18 protein-coding genes are annotated in these 17,555 nt (G+C 67.1%); 7 read left to right on the top strand and 11 right to left on the bottom strand.

The annotated features are described in order from the left end of the window. Nucleotides 1-6: 6 nt before the first annotated feature. From BR47_RS0110535 to BR47_RS0110525, 3 genes are read left to right on the top strand one after another with little or no spacing between them, the layout of a single operon-like run. The gene (locus tag BR47_RS0110535) at nt 7-438 is read left to right on the top strand and encodes an MmpS family transport accessory protein (RefSeq protein WP_029119471.1); all 432 of its coding nucleotides are present in this window, start codon (nt 7-9) and stop codon (nt 436-438) included. Beyond that, a complete protein-coding gene (locus BR47_RS0110530; RefSeq protein ID WP_029119470.1) occupies nt 435-3,347 on the top strand; it encodes an MMPL/RND family transporter in 2,913 nt (970 codons plus the stop codon). Before BR47_RS0110535 ends, BR47_RS0110530 begins: the two co-directional genes overlap by 4 nt. Before the next feature lie 18 nt (nt 3,348-3,365). Continuing rightward, a complete protein-coding gene (locus BR47_RS0110525) occupies nt 3,366-3,836 on the top strand; it encodes a DUF5078 domain-containing protein (protein ID WP_020104387.1) in 471 nt (156 codons plus the stop codon). A 62-nt stretch (nt 3,837-3,898) separates the two neighbouring features. Here the strand turns inward: BR47_RS0110525 and BR47_RS0110520 are convergent, their stop codons facing one another. The 3 genes from BR47_RS0110520 to BR47_RS0110510 are packed head-to-tail and all read right to left on the bottom strand — an operon-like array spanning nt 3,899 to nt 6,853. After that, nucleotides 3,899-4,909 carry a TIGR03617 family F420-dependent LLM class oxidoreductase gene (locus BR47_RS0110520; RefSeq protein WP_029119469.1) on the bottom strand — a complete coding sequence of 337 codons (1,011 nt, stop codon included), beginning with the start codon at nt 4,907-4,909 and terminating at the stop codon, nt 3,899-3,901. A 16-nt stretch (nt 4,910-4,925) separates the two neighbouring features. Next, nucleotides 4,926-5,822: an alpha/beta fold hydrolase gene (locus tag BR47_RS0110515; RefSeq protein ID WP_029119468.1), complete on the bottom strand. Its 897-nt coding sequence runs from the start codon at nt 5,820-5,822 to the stop codon at nt 4,926-4,928. 5 nt (nt 5,823-5,827) lie between these two features. After that, complete coding sequence (locus tag BR47_RS0110510) at nt 5,828-6,853, bottom strand: zinc-binding dehydrogenase (protein WP_029119467.1); 1,026 nt, start codon at nt 6,851-6,853, stop codon at nt 5,828-5,830. A gap of 117 nt (nt 6,854-6,970) precedes the next feature. Between BR47_RS0110510 and BR47_RS0110505 the strand changes: the two genes are divergently transcribed. The 3 genes from BR47_RS0110505 to BR47_RS0110495 are packed head-to-tail and all read left to right on the top strand — an operon-like array spanning nt 6,971 to nt 9,117. Then, the gene (locus BR47_RS0110505) at nt 6,971-7,777 is read left to right on the top strand and encodes a helix-turn-helix domain-containing protein (RefSeq protein ID WP_020104391.1); all 807 of its coding nucleotides are present in this window, start codon (nt 6,971-6,973) and stop codon (nt 7,775-7,777) included. A 54-nt stretch (nt 7,778-7,831) separates the two neighbouring features. Further along, nucleotides 7,832-8,749 carry an alpha/beta hydrolase gene (locus BR47_RS0110500; protein ID WP_029119466.1) on the top strand — a complete coding sequence of 306 codons (918 nt, stop codon included), beginning with the start codon at nt 7,832-7,834 and terminating at the stop codon, nt 8,747-8,749. After that, nucleotides 8,746-9,117: a cupin domain-containing protein gene (locus BR47_RS0110495; RefSeq protein WP_029119465.1), complete on the top strand. Its 372-nt coding sequence runs from the start codon at nt 8,746-8,748 to the stop codon at nt 9,115-9,117. The genes BR47_RS0110500 and BR47_RS0110495 overlap by 4 nt, the downstream gene beginning before the upstream one ends. 14 nt (nt 9,118-9,131) lie before the next feature. On the opposite strand, the gene BR47_RS32035 is transcribed toward BR47_RS0110495, so the two are convergent. From BR47_RS32035 to BR47_RS30205, 3 genes are all read right to left on the bottom strand, one after another. Further along, nucleotides 9,132-10,958 carry a hypothetical protein gene (locus tag BR47_RS32035; protein WP_051634720.1) on the bottom strand — a complete coding sequence of 609 codons (1,827 nt, stop codon included), beginning with the start codon at nt 10,956-10,958 and terminating at the stop codon, nt 9,132-9,134. A gap of 144 nt (nt 10,959-11,102) precedes the next feature. Continuing rightward, on the bottom strand, nt 11,103-12,605 hold the full coding sequence (locus tag BR47_RS0110485; protein WP_081831250.1) for an alpha/beta hydrolase: 1,503 nt from the start codon (nt 12,603-12,605) through the stop codon (nt 11,103-11,105). A gap of 70 nt (nt 12,606-12,675) precedes the next feature. After that, nucleotides 12,676-12,945, bottom strand: a complete 270-nt coding sequence (locus BR47_RS30205; RefSeq protein ID WP_036427003.1) for a hypothetical protein — start codon at nt 12,943-12,945, stop codon at nt 12,676-12,678. A gap of 501 nt (nt 12,946-13,446) precedes the next feature. Here BR47_RS30205 and BR47_RS34195 point away from each other — a divergent pair. Next, on the top strand, nt 13,447-13,863 hold the full coding sequence (locus tag BR47_RS34195) for a transglycosylase family protein (RefSeq protein ID WP_020104397.1): 417 nt from the start codon (nt 13,447-13,449) through the stop codon (nt 13,861-13,863). 12 nt (nt 13,864-13,875) lie between these two features. Here BR47_RS34195 and BR47_RS33050 read toward each other — a convergent pair whose 3' ends face one another. The 5 genes from BR47_RS33050 to BR47_RS0110450 all read right to left on the bottom strand — a co-directional run bounded on the left by BR47_RS33050 (nt 13,876) and on the right by BR47_RS0110450 (nt 17,472). After that, nucleotides 13,876-14,019: a hypothetical protein gene (locus BR47_RS33050; RefSeq protein ID WP_155987065.1), complete on the bottom strand. Its 144-nt coding sequence runs from the start codon at nt 14,017-14,019 to the stop codon at nt 13,876-13,878. A gap of 180 nt (nt 14,020-14,199) precedes the next feature. Further along, complete coding sequence (locus BR47_RS0110465) at nt 14,200-15,186, bottom strand: TIGR03557 family F420-dependent LLM class oxidoreductase (protein ID WP_029119463.1); 987 nt, start codon at nt 15,184-15,186, stop codon at nt 14,200-14,202. 27 nt (nt 15,187-15,213) lie between these two features. Next, nucleotides 15,214-15,453 carry a microaggregate-binding protein 1 gene (gene mbp1 / locus BR47_RS0110460; protein ID WP_029105910.1) on the bottom strand — a complete coding sequence of 80 codons (240 nt, stop codon included), beginning with the start codon at nt 15,451-15,453 and terminating at the stop codon, nt 15,214-15,216. Nucleotides 15,454-15,592: 139 nt separating this feature from the next. Further along, entirely contained in the window at nt 15,593-16,912 is a 1,320-nt protein-coding gene (locus BR47_RS0110455; protein WP_020104401.1) for a Dyp-type peroxidase, read from the bottom strand. Beyond that, complete coding sequence (locus BR47_RS0110450) at nt 16,912-17,472, bottom strand: hypothetical protein (RefSeq protein WP_029105911.1); 561 nt, start codon at nt 17,470-17,472, stop codon at nt 16,912-16,914. Before BR47_RS0110450 ends, BR47_RS0110455 begins: the two co-directional genes overlap by 1 nt. Nucleotides 17,473-17,555: the final 83 nt, after the last annotated feature.

Here is a 17,555-nt window from a genome sequence, read left to right as displayed (position 1 = left end):
CGCAGCGTGATCGGCAATGCGCTCAAGAAGGCGTGGATCCCGTTGCTCATCCTCGCCGTGGCCCTGGTCGCCGGCTTCACCGTGCAACGCGTGCGCGGCTACTTCGGCCAGAACCCCGTCATCGTCACCCCGCGCAACTTCGCCGACGACGCCAAACCGTTCAAGCCCAAGGTCGTCACCTACGAGATCACCGGCACCGGCAGCTACGCCGACATCAACTACCTCGACCTGGACGCCAAGCCGCAGCGCATCGACCACGCCCCGCTGCCGTGGAAGCTCACTCTGTCCACCACCGCACCGGCAGCCTCGCCCAACATCGTCGCCCAGGGCGACGGTGACTCCATCACCTGCACCGTCCACGTCGACGACGAACTCAAAGACACCCGAACCTCCACCGGCGTGCACGCCCAGACCTTCTGCCTGGTGAAATCTGCATGACGCATTCAACCGACGAAGACACCGTCATCTTCCCGAAGGCCGAGAAGCCGCCGCACCGGCCGCTGATCGCCCGCTTCATCCGCACCTTCGCGATCCCCGTCATCCTGTTCTGGATCGGTGTCATCGTCTTCCTCGGCAGCGCCGTCCCCTCGCTGGACGAGGTCGGCAAGATGCGCTCGGTCTCGATGTCACCGGACCAGGCCGCGTCGGTCATCGCGACCAAGCGCGTCGGCGAGGTATTCCAGGAGTTCAAGTCGAACAGCTCGGTCATGGTCGTGCTGGAGAGCGATCAACACCTCGGCGCCGAGGCACACGCCTACTACGACGAGATGATCAAGAAGCTCGAGGCCGACACAGCGCACGTCGAGCACATCCAGGACTTCTGGAGCGACCCGCTGACCGCCGCCGGCTCACAGAGCAACGACGGCAAGGCCTCGTACGTCCAGGTCTACCTGCGCGGCAACCAGGGCGAATCGCTCGCCAACGAATCCGTTCAGGCCGCACAGGACATCATCAAGAGCATCAAGACGCCGCCCGGCCTGAAGGTCTACGTGACCGGGCCCGCGGCGCTCGCGGCCGACCAGCACATCGCCGGTGACCGCAGCCTCAAGCTGATCGAGGCCGCCACCTTCGGCGTCATCATCATCACTCTGCTGCTCGTGTACCGGTCGTTCATCACGGTGCTGCTGACGTTGCTGATGGTGGTGCTCGAGCTGTCCGCCGCACAGGGCGTCGTCGCGGCGCTCGGCTTCTACGACATCATCGGCCTGTCGACCTTCGCCACCAACCTGCTGGTGACACTGGCGATCGCGGCGGCCACCGACTACGCCATCTTCCTGATCGGCCGCTATCAAGAAGCACGCGGCGCGGGCGAATCCCGCGAAGACGCTTACTACACGATGTTCGAGGGCACCGCCCACGTCGTGCTCGGCTCCGGCCTGACCGTCGCGGGCGCCACGTTCTGCCTGCACTTCACCCGGATGCCGTACTTCATATCTCTCGGTGTCCCGCTGGCCATCGGCATGGTCACCGTGGTGTTCGCCGCCCTGACGCTGGGCCCGGCCGTGATCTCGGTGGCCAGCCGGTTCCGCAAGACGCTCGAGCCCAAGCGCGCCATGCGGGTGCGCGGCTGGCGCAAGATCGGCGCCGTCGTCGTCCGCTGGCCGGCCCCCATCCTGGTCGGCACCATCGCGCTGTCCCTCGTCGGCCTGCTGACGCTGCCGGGCTACCAGCCCGCCTACAACGACCGCCTGTACCTGCCCGCCGACATCCCCGCCAACGAGGGCTATGCCGCGGCGGACCGCCACTTCTCCCCCGCCCGGATGAACCCCGAGTTGATGCTCATCGAGAGCGACCACGATCTGCGCAACTCCGCCGACTTCCTGGTGATCGACAAGATCGCCAAGGCCATCTTCAAGGTCCCCGGTATCTCCCGGTCGCAGACCATCACGCGCCCTGAAGGCAAGCCGATCGAGCACACCTCGATCCCGTTCCTGATGAGCATGAGCGGCACCTCGCAGAAGATGAACGAGAAGTACGCGCAGGACTCGATGGCCAACATGCTCAAGCAGGCCAACGACATGCAGGTCAACATCGACACGATGAAGAAGATGCAGGGCATCACCACCCAGATGGCGGCCACCACGCACAGCATGGTCGGCAAGATGGTGAACATGACCCTGGACGTGGCCGACCTGCGCGACCACATCTCGGACTTCGACGACTTCTTCCGCCCGATCCGCAACTACCTGTACTGGGAACCGCACTGCTACGACATCCCGGTCTGCTGGACCATGCGCTCGGTATTCGACACCCTCGACGGCATCGACACCATGACCGACGACATCCAGAACCTGATGCCGGACATGCTGAAGCTCGACAAGCTGATGCCTCAGATGGTCGCGCTCATGCCCGAGATGATCTCGACGATGACCAACATGAAGCAGTACATGCTGACCATGTACCAGACCCAGAAGGGTCTGCAGGATCAGATGCAGGCGCAGCAGGACAACGCGAGCGCCATGGGCGAGGCGTTCGACAACTCGCGCAATGACGACTCGTTCTACCTGCCGCCCGAGGTCTTCGACAACGCCGAATTCAAGCGCGGCATGAAGAACTTCATCTCGCCCGACGGCAAAGCGGTGCGCCTGATCATCTCGCATGAGGGCGAACCGATGAGCGCCGAAGGCATCTCGCACATCGACGCGATCAAGAACGCCGCCAAGGAGGCCATCAAGGGCACTCCCCTGGAGGGCTCCAAGATCTACCTCGGCGGTACCGCGGCGACCTTCAAGGATCTGCAGGAGGGCGCCGACTACGACCTGCTGATCGCCGGAATCTCCGCCCTCGCACTGATTTTCGTCATCATGCTGATCATCACGCGATCCGTCGTGGCCGCGGCCGTCATCGTCGGCACCGTGGTGCTCTCGCTCGGCGCATCGTTCGGTCTGTCGGTTCTGCTGTGGCAGCACCTGATCGGGCTGAACCTGCACTGGATGGTCATCGCGATGGCGGTCATCATCCTGCTGGCCGTCGGCGCGGACTACAACCTGCTGCTCGTCGCCCGGTTCAAGGAAGAGATCCACGCCGGCCTCAACACCGGCATCATCCGGTCGATGGGCGGCACCGGTTCCGTGGTCACCTCGGCCGGCCTGGTCTTCGCCTTCACCATGATGTCCATGGCGGTCAGCGAGCTGCACGTGGTCGGTCAGGTGGGAACAACCATCGGTCTGGGTCTGTTGTTCGACACGTTGATCGTGCGATCTTTGATGACGCCCGCTATCGCCGCTCTGATGGGCAAGTGGTTCTGGTGGCCGCAGCGGGTGCGTCAACGTCCGGTGCCCGCGCCGTGGCCCCAGCCCAAGCAGACCGGCGAACTGCAGTCAGCCGCCACCAACACAGGTATCTAGGAAACAGGAGTAAAGACTATGGTCCAGATCAAGCGTGGCCTGAAGCGCGCCGGTACCGCGGTCGCAGCCCTGGGCGCGGTCGCGACGACGCTCGCCGGACCGGCAGCCGCCGATGCCACCGACGACTACCCGATCCCCCACCGCATCATCATCACCACCTGTGATGCCGAGCAGTACCTGGCCGCCGCCCGCGACACCAGCCCGGTCTACTACTCGCGGTACATGATCGACATGCACAACCGCCCCGCCGACATCCAGCAGATGGCGCAGGACCGCATCCACTGGTTCTTCTCGCTCGACCCGGTCGGCCGCCGGCAGTACTCCGAGGACACCGCCACCAACGTCTACTACGAGCAGGTGGCCACCCACTGGGGCAACTGGGCCAAGATCTTCTTCAACAACAAGGGCGTCGTCGCCAAGGCCACCGACGTCTGCCAGAACTACCCCAAGGGCGACCTGAGCGTCTGGAACTGGGTCCAGGCGCCGTAGGCATACCTCCCAGCCGACTTCGGCGTGATCCGTACCGATGACCGCTACGGATCACGCCGTTTTCATAGCGCGTGCAGCGCGGTCACCAGGTCCCGCACGTCCTCGGGTCGCTGTTCGTAACCGGGGAAATAGCAACAGATTTCGTCGACGTACCCGCCGAAGCGGCGTCCGATCTCGGCGGCGCATTCCTCCGGGGTACCGACAATGCCGATGATGCGCACCACGTCGTCGCTGATCAACGCCCGCATGCCGGCGAAGTCACCGACCTTGGACATCGCGTTGAGTTGGGGCTGCAGGTCCGCCCACCCCTCGGTCTCGAGCACCGGTAGATAGGCCGGCGTCGAGCCGTAGAACGCGATGAGCGTGGCGACACCGTTGATCGCCGCGGTCAGGTCCTCCTCGGTGCGTGCCACCGCCACCATGGCCTGCGCGATGATCTGCAGATCACCCGGCGCGCGCCCGGCCCGCTGCAAGCCCTCCCCCACTGCCGCCAGGGTCCGGTCGGCGAAATGGCGGGCGCTGTGGAACGGCATCACCAACAGACCGTCGGCAACCTGCGCGGCGGTGCGGGTCATGATCGGCCCCAGCGCGCCCATGAGCACCGCCGGCGGACCGAAGGGGTTGGGGCCGGGATTGAAGTTCGGCGGCATCAGGGTGTGAGTGAAGTGCTTGCCGCGAAAATTCAACGGCGCCTTGCCTTCCCAGCAGTCGAAGATCGCCTTGATCGCGGTGACGGTCTCGGCCATCTTCTCGGCAGGTTTGGCCCACTGTGCGCCGTAACGTTTTTCGATGTGCACCTTGATCTGTGACCCCAGGCCCAGCCGGAACCTGCCGCCGCTGTACACCTGCAGGTCGTAGGCGGCATGCGCGAGATGCAGCGGGCTGCGCGGCCCGGCGATCGCGACGTTGGTCATCAGGTCCACACTCGCCGCGCCGGCCGCCGCGACGAGCGGCAGGAAGACATCGTGCGGGCCTTCGAAGGTGAACACCCCGTCGGCGCCGAGACCGGCCAGCTCGCGGGCGTGGTCGGCGGCCCGTTGGGGCGCTCCGTCGATCTGCAGTTGTACGCGCATCAGCGTGAGCCCCTCGTCAGTTCCCGACGTAATCCAGAATCGCCGCGGCCACCTCGGCCGGGCGGTCGACCTGCAGGAAATGCCCTGCCCCCTCGATGGTTCGCACCACCGACCCGGCGGGCAGCGCCGTCAGCAGCTGCTCGGTGTAGCCGACCTGCATCGCGCCGTCGTCCGTACCGTGCAGGTATAGGATCGGCGCGCACGGCAGCTCGCGCAGATAGCGCTCGAACTCGGCGTACGGCCCACCGACGCTGCCCGGCCGAACCAGCGCCCGGTAGTAGCCGACGGCAGCCGCGCGGTGTTCGGCGGTCGGCAGCGCGGCGAGCGTCGTCGCGACGTCCTCGGCGACATCTGTCCCGGCCGGAGACCAGTCGTGCCAGAGTCGCGGGATGACCCGGTGCAACGTGCGTTCCGGCAGACCGGGGAGCTGAAAGTACATGATGTACCAACTCATTCGGAGTTGGACCAGGCCCATCCGGGCAGTCCGCGCGGCGCTGAAGCGCGTCTGGCTCATCGCCGCCAGCGGCGGGACGGACATCGACACCACCGCGTCGAACGGTGAATTCGGATACGCGGCAACGGCATTGGCGGCGAAAGCACCCCAGTCGTGCCCCACCAGCACGGCGTCGGGCCCGCCGCCCAACGCATCGTAGAGGTCGAGCACGTCGGACACCAGCGCGCCGACATGGTAGTTGCCGTCGGCCGGAACACCGCTCGGCGCGTAGCCGCGCATGAAGGGCGCCACAACGCGGTAGCCCGCGGCGGCGAGCAGCGGGGCGACGCGCCGCCAGCCATGTGCGCTGTCCGGAAAACCGTGTAGGCACAACATCAATCGCCCGTCGGCCGGCCCCCACGCCAGCGCCCGCATGCGCAGCCGCGGCAGCGCGAGGTCCAGGGTCTCCTGATTGGCCATCATCACTACGGGGTCAGTGTGACCTTGATGCAGTCCGCTGTCCGCGCCGCGACAGCGGCGTATGCCTTTGGCGCATCATCGAGCGACATGGCGTGGGTGAAGATGCCGTCGACGTCGAGCCGGCCCGACTGCAGCAGCGGGATCAGCGCCGGCCAGGTCTGCTGGACGGGCGCCGTGGTCATGCGCAGCGTGATGCTGCGGATGAGCGACAGGGTCGCGGGGAACGGGAACGGGTTGAGGTCGTGCACGCCGACGACGGACACCGTGCCACCGGCGCGCACGGCGGCCAGCGCCGCGTTCATCGTGGTGTCGTTGCCGACGGCGTCGATGACGGCGGCCGCTCCCCTGCCGCCCGTCGCTTCGTGGACGATGCCGATCTGCTCCGGCGTGATCGCGGTGGCGCCGCTGCGCGCGGCCATCTCGCGGCGCCCCTCGACCGGGTCGACGGCGAACACCTGACCCGCGCCCTGCGCGATGGCGCAGCGCACGGCACACAGGCCGACCGCACCCAGGCCGAAGACGACGACCGTGCCGCCGGGCGGGATGTCGGCGCGTTGCGCAGCCGCCCAGCCGGTGGCGAGGTTGTCGGTGAGCAGCAGGGCGGCCTCGGTGCTGAGATCGCTTGGCAGCCGGTACAACTGGAAATCGGCGGACGGCACCGCGAGCAGTTCGGCCTGCGCGCCGCCGAGCACGCCGGAACCGAAGATCAGCGGACCCGATACGCAGGTGATCGGGTCTTTGGTGTCGCAGCCGACGCAGTGGCCGCAACCCGCCACCGACGAAATCAGCACCGGGTCACCGACTTTGACGGTGCGCACCTCCGGACCCACCTCGACGACCGTGCCGATGGCCTCGTGACCGAGCGCCAGCGGCGTGGCCAACGGGTAGTCGCCTTCGTAGAAATGCAGGTCCGATCCGCAGATGGCCGCCGTGGTGATCTGGACGACGGCGCCGTCCGGCCCGGGCAGCACCGGGTCGGGCACGGTGTCGACGTAGACATTCCCGGGGGCGTCGATCAATACGGTTCTCAACTGTCCACCTCTGCTGATCCGGTGTTCCGTAACGCTGTTACAGAGTCACCTTACGGAGTCCGGATTCGCCTGTGTCGAGAACCCTCGGCAAGCCCGCGCCGCGCCTACCATCGAGACATGGAAGCGAGCACTCGGCGGCTGAGTGCCGCCGTGTGGGACCTCGCGATTCCGGCGCATCGGCAGCCCGGTCTGGCGATGGCCGGCTTCCGGGGCCGAGCGCCGTCGCAGCTCGCGCTGCAGCTCGTGCCCTACCCCGCGGTGACGGTGTTCATCGAGTTCGGTGACGGCACTCTGATCGACGCCGCGGGCGTGCACCGGACCGGCGGCGGGGTCGTCGGCCTTGCGCCCGGCACCGTGACCGCCGTCGGCCGCAAGGTCGACTGTCTGCAGATCCGGCTGTCGCCGGTGTTCGCCCGCGCGGTGTTCGGCGACTGCGACCCCACCGGCGTGCTGCCCCTCGACGCGGTCTGGGGCCGCGCCGCCCAGCGGCTGTGCGACCGGCTGCACGCGGCATCGTCGTGGGACGAGCGGTTCGCCATCGCCACAATGGAATTGGCGCGCCGGCGCGAATCCGGGCCCGCCGTGGACCCCGAGGTCGCGGCCGCGTGGCACGCGATGGTGCACAGCCATGGACAGATCCGGATCGAGCGCATCGCCGACGAGATCGGCTGGGGCCGGAAGCGACTGTGGTCACGGTTCGGCACGCAGATCGGCCTGCCGCCCAAGCGGGCCGCACAACTGATCCGGTTCGACGATGCCGCGCACCGCCTTGCGACCGGCGCCGCGCCCGCCGAGGTGGCCGGCGCCTGCGGCTATGCGGACCAGTCGCATCTGCACCGCGACGCCCGGTTGTTCGCAGGGTTGACGCCGGCGGGTGTGGCCGAGGCGCCGTGGCTCGACGTCGACCCCGTGGCGTGGCAGTAGTCCGCGGGAACATTCCTCCAATACACCGCCACACCGGGCCGCCATCGTGATGGCATGGACCCCGAGCTGCAGCCCTTCCTGTCGCTGTTCCCTAAAGCCGAATTAGACGACCCGCTGGCCGCCCGCCGGCGGCTCGCCGAACTATCCGCCGCCGTGCCCGCTCCCGACACCACCGGCCTCCAGATCACCGACCGCCTCATCCCCGGCCATCCCGACATTCCGGTACGCCTGTACCAGCCGGCGGACGCAGTCGGCGCGATCCTGTGGCTGCGCGGCGGCGGATTCGTCATGGGTGATCTCGATACCGAACACCCGTGGGCCGCTCGCATCGCGCAGGCCACCAACGCCGTCGTGGTGTCCGTCGGCTACCGCTGCGCACCCGAAAACCCTTATCCCGCAGCACTGGACGACGTCTACCAGGCGCTGACATGGGTGGCCGCCAATGCACCGCAGCTCGGCGTCGAGCCGAGCCGCATCGCCGTCGGCGGTCATGCGGCGGGCGCCAACCTGGCCGCCGCGGCCGCGCTGCGGGCACGTGACGAGGGTGGCCCCCGGATCGCCTTTCAACTTCTCAACCAGCCACCGCTCGACGACCGCCAGCGCAGCTGGTCGGCCCGCACCTTCACCGACACCGTCTTCATGACACGTGCCAAGGTCGCCGCCAGTTGGCGGCACTATCTCGGCGGCCGACCGGCGACGTCCTACGCGGCACCCGCCAGGGCCGACGATCTGTCCGGGCTACCTCCCACCTACCTCGCCACCGCGGAGTTCGACCCCAATCGCGACGAAGCGCTCGAATTCGGGATCCGGCTGCTGCAGGCCGGCGTGTCCGTCGAACTGCACCAGTGGCCCGGCACATTCCACGGATCTCAGGTGATCCTCGGGGCCGACGTCTCGGGGCGCCAGCTCGCCGAGATCAGCGGCGCGCTGCGCCGCGGCCTCGCCACGGGCCTGCAGCCGGTGCCGGTATGACCGTCACCCTCGACCTGTTCGCCGCGTTCGTCCACCTCTACGACGACGGCCGCATCGAACCGGCCGAACGCACGTTCGGCTCCGGGGAGCCGGGGTGGCACGTGATGACGTTTCACGCGGAGAGCGACGCCGAGGTGCATGCCGACTATTGGGAAATCCACACGGAGGCAGACGAACTCGTCGTCTGTGTCGCCGGGGAGATCCGGCTGTATCTACGCGCTGACGAGGACGGCCCCGGCGTCACGCTGACGACGGGGCACGCCATGGTGGTGCCGAGTGGGACGTGGCACCGCATCGCGTTGACACGTCCCAGCGACATCATGTCGATCACGTTTCCCCGCGGCAGCCGGCTCGAGCAGCGCGGCTGACCGCGGGGAGAACGTCAGACCACCTCGCGGCGACGGCGCCCGATGTAGACGGCCAGGCCGACCGCACCGAGGCTGAGCACGCCGCAGGTCACCGCGGCGATGGTCAGCGCCTTGTTCGGGTTCTCCAGCCCCTTCTGGTCGTTGACCAGTTGCAGGTTGTAGTCACCGGGCAGCGGTGCCTCACGCGGCTCGTCGAGGCCCGGGAACTGCTGCGTCCGGTGCACCTCGAATTGCCGTTCGCCACTGGGACTTTGGGTCCACTGGCCCCAGGCCGGGGTGACGCCGTCGAGCAGCACGCGGCGTTCGCCGTACTGCACGTCGTCACCGGCGTCGACGATGCGCTGCACCCGGAACGGCTGGTAGACCGCGTCCGAATAGCGAACCTGCACAGGCACATTCGCGTAGCTCAGCACCGGCGGAGGTGGCGGGGGCAGCGGCACGCCGACGCCCGGGTAGTAGCCGCCACCGAAGAAGCTGCCGACCGCCACGTTGACGGCGGTGTTGACGGCGTTCACCACGACCGCGGTGAAGCTGTACGCCGCGAGGTCGGCGACCTCCATGACGATGCGCTGCAGCGGCGGGATGTACACGATGCGCGGCGCGTTGCGGTAGACGTACACGACCCGCACGGGGTCGCGGTACGGGTTGAACAGCACCGGGCGGTAGTAGTCGTCGTACTGCACCCAGTCGGGCCGCCACTGCCGCACCCGGTTGTCCCAGTCCCGGCCCATCGGCCGGTCGTCGCGGCGGTCCCAGTCGGGCCGGTTGTCACGACGATCCCAATCGGGCCGGTTGGCCCGAAGATCCCAGTCGGCACGGCTGTCGAACTTGAAGTTCGCGACGTTGACGACCTTGGCGAGATCGGCCACGTCGTGCACCGGGGCCGGGTCCGGCAGCTTCACGTCGACCGCTGCGGCGGCCTTCGCGGTCGCGATGTCCTCGACCGGCGCGGTCAGCGTCTCGGGCTTGAGCAGCTCGATCGGCTTCACGTCGCGGGCTTCGCGGGCCGCTGCGGTCGACGGCGTCGCCGACTTGGACGAGCCGGCCGTCACTGTGGCCGACGCCGAGGCCGAGGCTTCGGCCCGGCCGGGACCGGCCTCGACGCGCTCACCGAACTGGCCCTCCAGACCGGCGACCGGCTTGCCTTCTGCCACAGTGCGATCCGTGGGGGCTGTCGACTTGTCCGGATCGGTGGCACCGGCCGGCGCCGGGCGCTCTGCAAGCGCCGTGGTCGGGCCCGGCGTCACCGAGGTGGCGGACGGCGCCGCCGTCGGCTCGGCGACAGCGGTCGACGGACGTGCCGGCGTGGTCGGGTCAACCGGGGCTTCCTGCGCCTTGGTGACCTTGGTGGTCGGCGCGGTCGGCGCGGGAGCTTCGGTGTGCGACGGCGGGGCCGCGACGACAGGCGTCTCGACCGGCGGCGTCGTGGTCACCGGCGCCTGCGTCTTCTCCGGCGCCTTGCTCTCGGGGACCTTGTTCTCCGGCGCCTTGTTCTCCGGAGCCGTCACCACGGGCGCGGCCGGCGCGACGGGCGCCGCGGGCGGGTCGGCCGGCGGCTTGGCCTGAACGGGCGGGACGTCGGCGGGAGCCTGCCGGCTCGGCGCCTCGGCTTCCACAGGCTGTTCGCGCTGCTTGCGTCCCCGCTGGCCGCCGTCCTGCCCGTAGCCACCACCGGAACCGGAGCCGTCCTGCGCCGAGGACGAATCCTGGCGCGGAGGCTTCGGCACCAGCGTGGTGGTGCTCGAGCTGTCTGAATCACTGCTCGGTTTGGCAGACACCGGCGCCGCACCCACGGTGAGCGCGGTCAACGTCGTCACCACACCGGTGGCGACGGCTCCCACGAGCCGGCTCTGCCGGCGTGCCTGGCCAAAATTTTTGTTATCGGTTTTATCGGTTCGAGTACCCATCGCGCATCGACTCCCTGCTGTGTCGCAACGTCTCACCGAGTCCATCTACTTAGACGGGCTCGGCGTTACATTCGACGTCTACTTGCCCGGGTTTGTTCCGGCCGCGATCGTCGCGGCCGGGCCGGCGGGCGGTGCGGGGGTCGTCGATCCCGCCGGGAAACCGGTCACCGGCACGCCGGGGGTGCCGACCCGTCCCGCCAGCCACGGCAGGCTGGTCTGGAACGCCGTCACCGCGAACGGCCAGTCGTGCTTACCCGGCTGCGCGACGACGGCGCAGTCGATGCCCAGCTGACGCCCCTGGGCGCACAGCATCTTCCCGGCCTCGGTCTGGTCACCGGGATTGCCCGCGCCGTCGCGGCCGCCGAGGCCGATGGCGTCGGGATGCGCCTTGGCGCCCTTCCACTGGGTCGGGGCATCCGACGAGATGGCGAACCAGCCAGAAACACCTTGATAAGGACCATGTTTGGCCATCACCGTGCGGGGGTCGAAGGCCGCCCACTGCGCCTCGCTGCCGCCGTAGAGCCGGGCGATGGTCTGCTCCTTGGTACCCGCGTTGGGGCCCATGTCGCCGGCGATGTCGACGAACGCGCCGAACAGCTCGGGGTGCATCACCGTGAGGTCCACCGCACAGGTGCCGCCCATGGACCAACCGACGACACCCCAGTTGGCAGGTTTGGCGCTGACGCCGAACGTGGACTCCAGATATGGCGGGACGTCCTTGGTGAGGTGGTCGGCGACGTTGCCGCGCGGGCCGTTGACGCATTCGGTGTCGTTGTTGAACGAACCGCCCGCGTCGACGAAGACGAACACCGGTGCATTGCCGCCGTGCGCCGCGGCGAAGTTGTCGAAGAGGCTGGCGACGTTGCCGATGCGCAGCCAGTCGGCCGGGGTGTTGAACTCGCCCGCGACCATCATCACGGCCGGTAGCGGCGGGGTGTTGTGCGCGAACCAGGCGGGCGGCAGGTAGACGACCTCGGTGCGGTGCTTGAAGCCCGACGCGGTGTCCGGGATGTCCACCTCGACCACCGCGCCGTGTGACGGGACGACACCGGCGGCCTTCATCGAGGTGACGCTGGACATCTCGGTCTCGTCGGTCAGCGGGCCGGCGGTGAGCTCGCCCCACGCGGTCTGCACGGTCGGGAAATAGCCGACCCAGTCGTTGAGGGCGACGCCGGTGCTGAGCACGCACAGCGGCACGGCGAGGATCGCGACGCCGCGACGCCACCACGGGGTGCCGCGCCAGCCGAGTACCAGCACACCCAGTGCCAGCCCCGACAGGCCCACCCAGACCCACAGGGCCGCCGGTGCCGGGTTCCCCGCCAGACCTTGCGATGTGGTGAACCAGTTCGCCCACGCGGCAGCGGCGATGCCGAGGATGGCGCAGACCGGCAGCCACAGGTAGCGCCACCGCCGGCCGCGCCAGCCGATGGCGACGAGCAACACGATCGCGGCGATCACCTGGGTGGTCACGGGCAGCCATCCGTAGAGCAGAGACAGTCCGTGGTGATTGGGGGCGACAACGGGCGGAAGAGTCGGGGCGGCGGGGCCGCCGGAGGCGTCGGCAAGGAGCGTCGTCGTCACAGAATTCGATGATGGTGGCGGTAGCTGTGCGCCGGCTGTGCTGACCGCATGAGGCACGTGAGCTTCGGGCCTAGCCGATCCCCACGCCGAAATACAGCTCGGGCACGACGCCCGGATAGAGGTCACGCGGGTTGGCGCCGCCGGCCTGCCCCGGGATGCCGACGCAGACGTCCTCCTCGACGCCGTCGACGTGCCGGCTCTGGCACGTGGCCGGCTGATCGGCGGTTGCGGCCGGGGCCGTCAGAAATGCGGCACCGGACAACGCCAACAGCCCGGCGGCCAGCCGGCACCGCCGCGCTGCCTTGGTCATCGGGTTCATCGGGTTCATTGCGTTCGTCATCGCTCGTCCGGGCATTCGTGGCCACATCGGATTTCGGCCTGACCACCAGTGTGCGCCCCGCCGAATCGCGATGCCAGAACCACCTCTGAACAAACATCTGAGGCCAAATTCACTCTGGTAACACCAGTCACAGCCGTCACATAGGAAACTCTAATGTGGATTAGTAACTCAGATCACTTCAATAACAATTGCATCACTGGACGCGATTGAATCACTAATAACAAAAGAATCACGGGCCCCAGTAGTGCCTATAACCACACGGTAAACACTACTCACGTAACGACTCACTGACCTGCAGCGACACGCTAGATAACAACAGTCAGTGCCGTCGCTTCTGCATCAGAAATATGCAGAAACACTAAAATTACTCGAAGAATAACAATTACCCCATTAGCACAGCTGATTATCAGGTTTAACGTCTGTATAGACAGCACCATGCGTCAATTGCGAACCATTTTGCGAGCGGAATCAGTCCGTTCGCACAACAGGATCGAGGTGGGTATGAGCGGGCACCTATTTGTTCGTGCGGTCGCCATATCCGGCGTCCTCGCGATCTCCCAACTGTCGTTGGCGATCTCCGAGGCAAACGCCGAACCCAACTGGGACGCCATCGCCCAGTGCGAATCCGGGGGCAACTGGTCGGCCAACACCGGCAACGGTTACTACGGTGGACTCCAATTCAGCCCCGGCACGTGGACCGCCAACGGCGGCACCGGCTCACCGGCAGCGGCCAGCCGCGGAGAACAGATCCGCGTGGCGCGAAATGTCATGAAAACACAGGGAATCGGCGCATGGCCGGTGTGCGGAAGCGCGGCCGGGCAGGCTCAGGCGCCCAACGTCTGCCGCACTCTCGTGCAGTTCATCCCGCTGTCGAACCTGCCGTTCCTGTGCCGGACGCTGCTGAGCGTCTTCCGCTGACGGCCAGGAGTGCTACCGACTACTCAGCAGGGCGAGTTCCTGCTCGGTGACCAAGCGCTCCATCTCGGCGCGGTAGGCCTGGTCGTCGGACGGACGACGGGTGACGGCGGCGGTGACCTGCGCGACGATGCGTTCCACCTTGCGAGCTGTAGACATTGGACGCTCCCAACCACGAACTGAATGACCTGACTGCCCTCAAGCCACTCTGATCACACTGGTCTACACGCGTCACATTTTGGAAACGGCTGCATCACATGTCGCACACGTTGGCGTGGCGTGCGCGTGTCGCGCCCAGTCCTCGTGAGACCGTGCCGCGCCCTGCCGGTACGACGCCCGTCAGGCGGCGTCGGCGCGTAGTGCCGCCAACAGTGCCGGGGCCGCTTCATCGAAGAAGCTGTCCTGGGAGTCTCCGCCGATCTGCACGAGCGCGATGTCGGTGAACCCGGCGTCCCGGTAGGCGCTGACGGCTTCAACGACCGCGTCGATGTCGGGGCCACACGGAATCTGATCCGCCACGTCCTCGGGTCGCACGAATCGCGTCGCAGCATCAAATGCCTTGGGGTTGGGCAGTTCCGCGTTCGTCGGCCATCCGCCGCCGAACCATCGGAACTGTTCGTGTGCCCGCTGCACGGCCTTGTCGCGATCCCTGTCCCAGCAGATCGGCAATTGCGCGACGGCACGCCCCGTCGTCTCCAGGCCCTGCACCCGACGCTCATGGAGCCACTGGTCCACGATCGGTTTGTCGGGCGAAACGTCGATCATGAAATCGGCGAAGTCAGCCAACCGCCCGACGGCCTTCTCCCCCGTCATCGAGATGCCGATCGGCACGGGATCGGCCGGCAGATCCCACAGCCGCGCGGCATCGACCTGGAAGTACTCGCCCTTGTGATTGACGACGGCGCCGTCGAGGAGCTGACGAATGATCTTCGTCGCCTCGCACAACATGTCGAGCCGACGCTCGTAGGCCGGCCATCCCTGGCCCGCCACGTGTTCATTGAGGTTCTCACCAGTGCCCAGGCCGAGCAGGAACCGGCCGTCCGCCAGAATCTGTGCCGTCGCCGCCTGTTGTGCGACGACGGTCGGGTGGTACCGCATCGTCGGGCACGTGACGTAGGAACAGAGCTCCACCCGGCTGGTCGCATGCGCCACGGCGCCAAGAACCAGCCAGGCGTTCGGCGCATGCCCCTGCGATACCAGCCACGGCGAGTAGTGGTCACTGCAGACTTCGAAGTCGAAGCCCACTTCCTCGGCCCGAACAGCATGTCTGACAAGCTCTTTCGGGCCGCACTGCTCCGTCATCAGGGTGTAGCCGAATGAAGTCATACGCGCGCCTCTCCCCTGTAGCGCCAACTACTGATCCTGCTGGTTCGCGCGCTCCCGCGCTTCCGCCGCCTTCGCGGCCGCCCGGGCGGATTCCGCCTCGGCTTCCCGCTTGGCCGCATCGCGCTGCGCTTCGCCCTTGTCCTGCTGCGCCTGTCCCTCACGGAACAGGTCGTCGCGGCCGACGAGCGCACCGAGCAACGTCTTCACCTTGCCTTTGATGCCTTCGACAACACCCTTGGCAGCTTCTTCCGGACCGCTCTTACCCATGAGCTCCTCTTTCCGGTCGTGGTTTCGCGGCGGCCGGGTCATCCAGCCGCCATTGGATGGGTTCCCCGACCTTCGGATGCGAAACATCGGCCTCCACGGCTGCGAAACATCGTCAGGCGTGCGGGCCGAGGGAGAAGACTCAGTCCCCCAGCGACGCCAGGTAACGGATGCCGCCGATGCCGGGCAGGAAGAAGTAGCCGCCGCCCTTCATCGTGGTGAAGGCCGGAAGTCCCTTGTGCACCTTGCGGATCGGCCGTTTCGGGACGGTGAAGTCGAGCGTGCCGTCCTGCGTGCCGCAGATCGGATCGTGTTCGTTGCCGAGCTCATGGAACGCCTTGTCGTTGATCCAGACGTTCTGCGCAAACTCGAACTGGCGCACCAGGTCTGCACAGATGATGAAGGCCGCGATGCCGCGGTCGACACCGTCGTCCGGCGCGCCGTCGGGCAGCGCCGGGCCGTACGTCGCACCGCGCCGGATCATCCGCCGACGATTCATGTAGTGCGCGGTGTCCCGCGGATTGAGCCGCCGTGCGTGCGCCCCCAGCGGGCACGCGTAGCCGAACGGATCTTCTTCCTTGTAGTTGAAGTCGTTGTTGCGCATCGGATCCGCCCCCAACTCGGGGTCGTCCTTGTCCGGCGCCAGTACCAGCGGGGCGCCGCTGCGCCACCGGCCCATGAACTTGGCAGCCAGCAGCTCTTCGCCCTCCGGGCTGTCCGCGTTCTGGCGCAGGTACTCGCGAAAGACGCCGACGTGCTCCTCGAGCCTGCGGTACGCCATGTAGCTGCCGTTGCGCGAAAGCACCTCGGGCTGAGGCAGATCCACCACCGGGCCGTTCTCGTCGTCGTACCCGAGAATGAACTCCCCGGGCTCCAACGGGTCGCCCGAGCCCGGTGTCGGCTCCTCCCCCGACCCCTTCATGACAGGTTGCGACAACCGGTCCCGGAATCCGAAGTGATCGTGGGCGTAGTTGAACGGCGGCGTGGCATTGAGATCCAGGTACGACAGGCTGCGCACGCCGTCGGTGCGCGCGAGCAGATCGTCATGCGCCGCGATGGACTTCGCATTCTGTTCGTCCGTGCGGGAGAACAGGATTGCGATGGCGTGCAGGTCGTCGCCCGCCAGCCCGCCGACCCAGTGCTCCGGCGCTGCGGGCCCGATGTCACCCAGAATGGCGGCCCGCGAGGCCATGCCCTCCCGGAACGCGTCGGGGAACGTCGCCAAGGACTCTTCGGGTACGCCCAGCGCGCGCAGGCCATTCCAGGTGAACGCCAACGTGACCCAACGATCGGACTCGTCCATCGTGGCCTTGGCGTCGGTCGCGGACTGCACCTTGTCCTGCATCTGCGACAACCACGCCCGGCCGCCCTCAGGGGTGTCGAACGTCAGGAACTCGTAGCGCCCGGTGAGCGCCGGCGTCCGAGTCAGCAGGATGTGCTGAATGTCGTCGAACTCGAGCATTACTGCATTTGATCGAGCATCGTCGAGAACGCCGCCTTGAGCCGCAACGCCTTCTTGATCTCGTCGGCGGTCACGTAGGGGTACTCGCCGTACTCAAGGAAGCTCGGCTGCTGATGGTCGCGAACGAATTTGATGAATGCGTCGGTGTTGGTCCGCCAATCCTCCGGGAAGCCTTCGAGATTGGTGAACACTGTCGTGATGCCGGTCGCGCTGAACAGTGCCACCGCGTCCTCGGTGTACTTGTCGAAGTCGGTGTCGAAGATGCCCATGTACTGGAAATGCAGACCCGAGCCGACGTCGAAAAGGTTCCAGCGCAGGTAGTGCAGACGCAGTGGCGCCAACGCTTCCGGGCTGGCCTTGATGGTCTCTTCGATGGTCTTCCCGTAGGCCCGGACCACTTCTTCGCGGCCCTCTTTCACCTTCGCGATGATCGAGAAGCCGTAGCAGGCCGGGGTCTTCGGGAACACCGGACCGTAGCGGCCCCGTACCTCCTCGAAGTAGCCCTCTTTGGGGATCGCCATGGCGGCCGGCTTGGTCCAATCCTGGCTGTTCTCGCTCATATTGACCCCTTCGTCACGCATACTCGACATGGCGGACCGTACCACCGCCGCCATGCCTCACGCGGCGATTGTGGTCCGGTTGC

Origin of the sequence: Mycobacterium sp. UNC410CL29Cvi84 (assembly GCF_000686745.1) — a bacterium.
Classification (GTDB): Bacteria; Actinomycetota; Actinomycetes; order Mycobacteriales; family Mycobacteriaceae; genus Mycobacterium; species Mycobacterium mucogenicum_B.
Note: the sequence above shows the minus strand (reverse complement) of the source record. Positions and strands in the feature narration are given on the sequence as shown.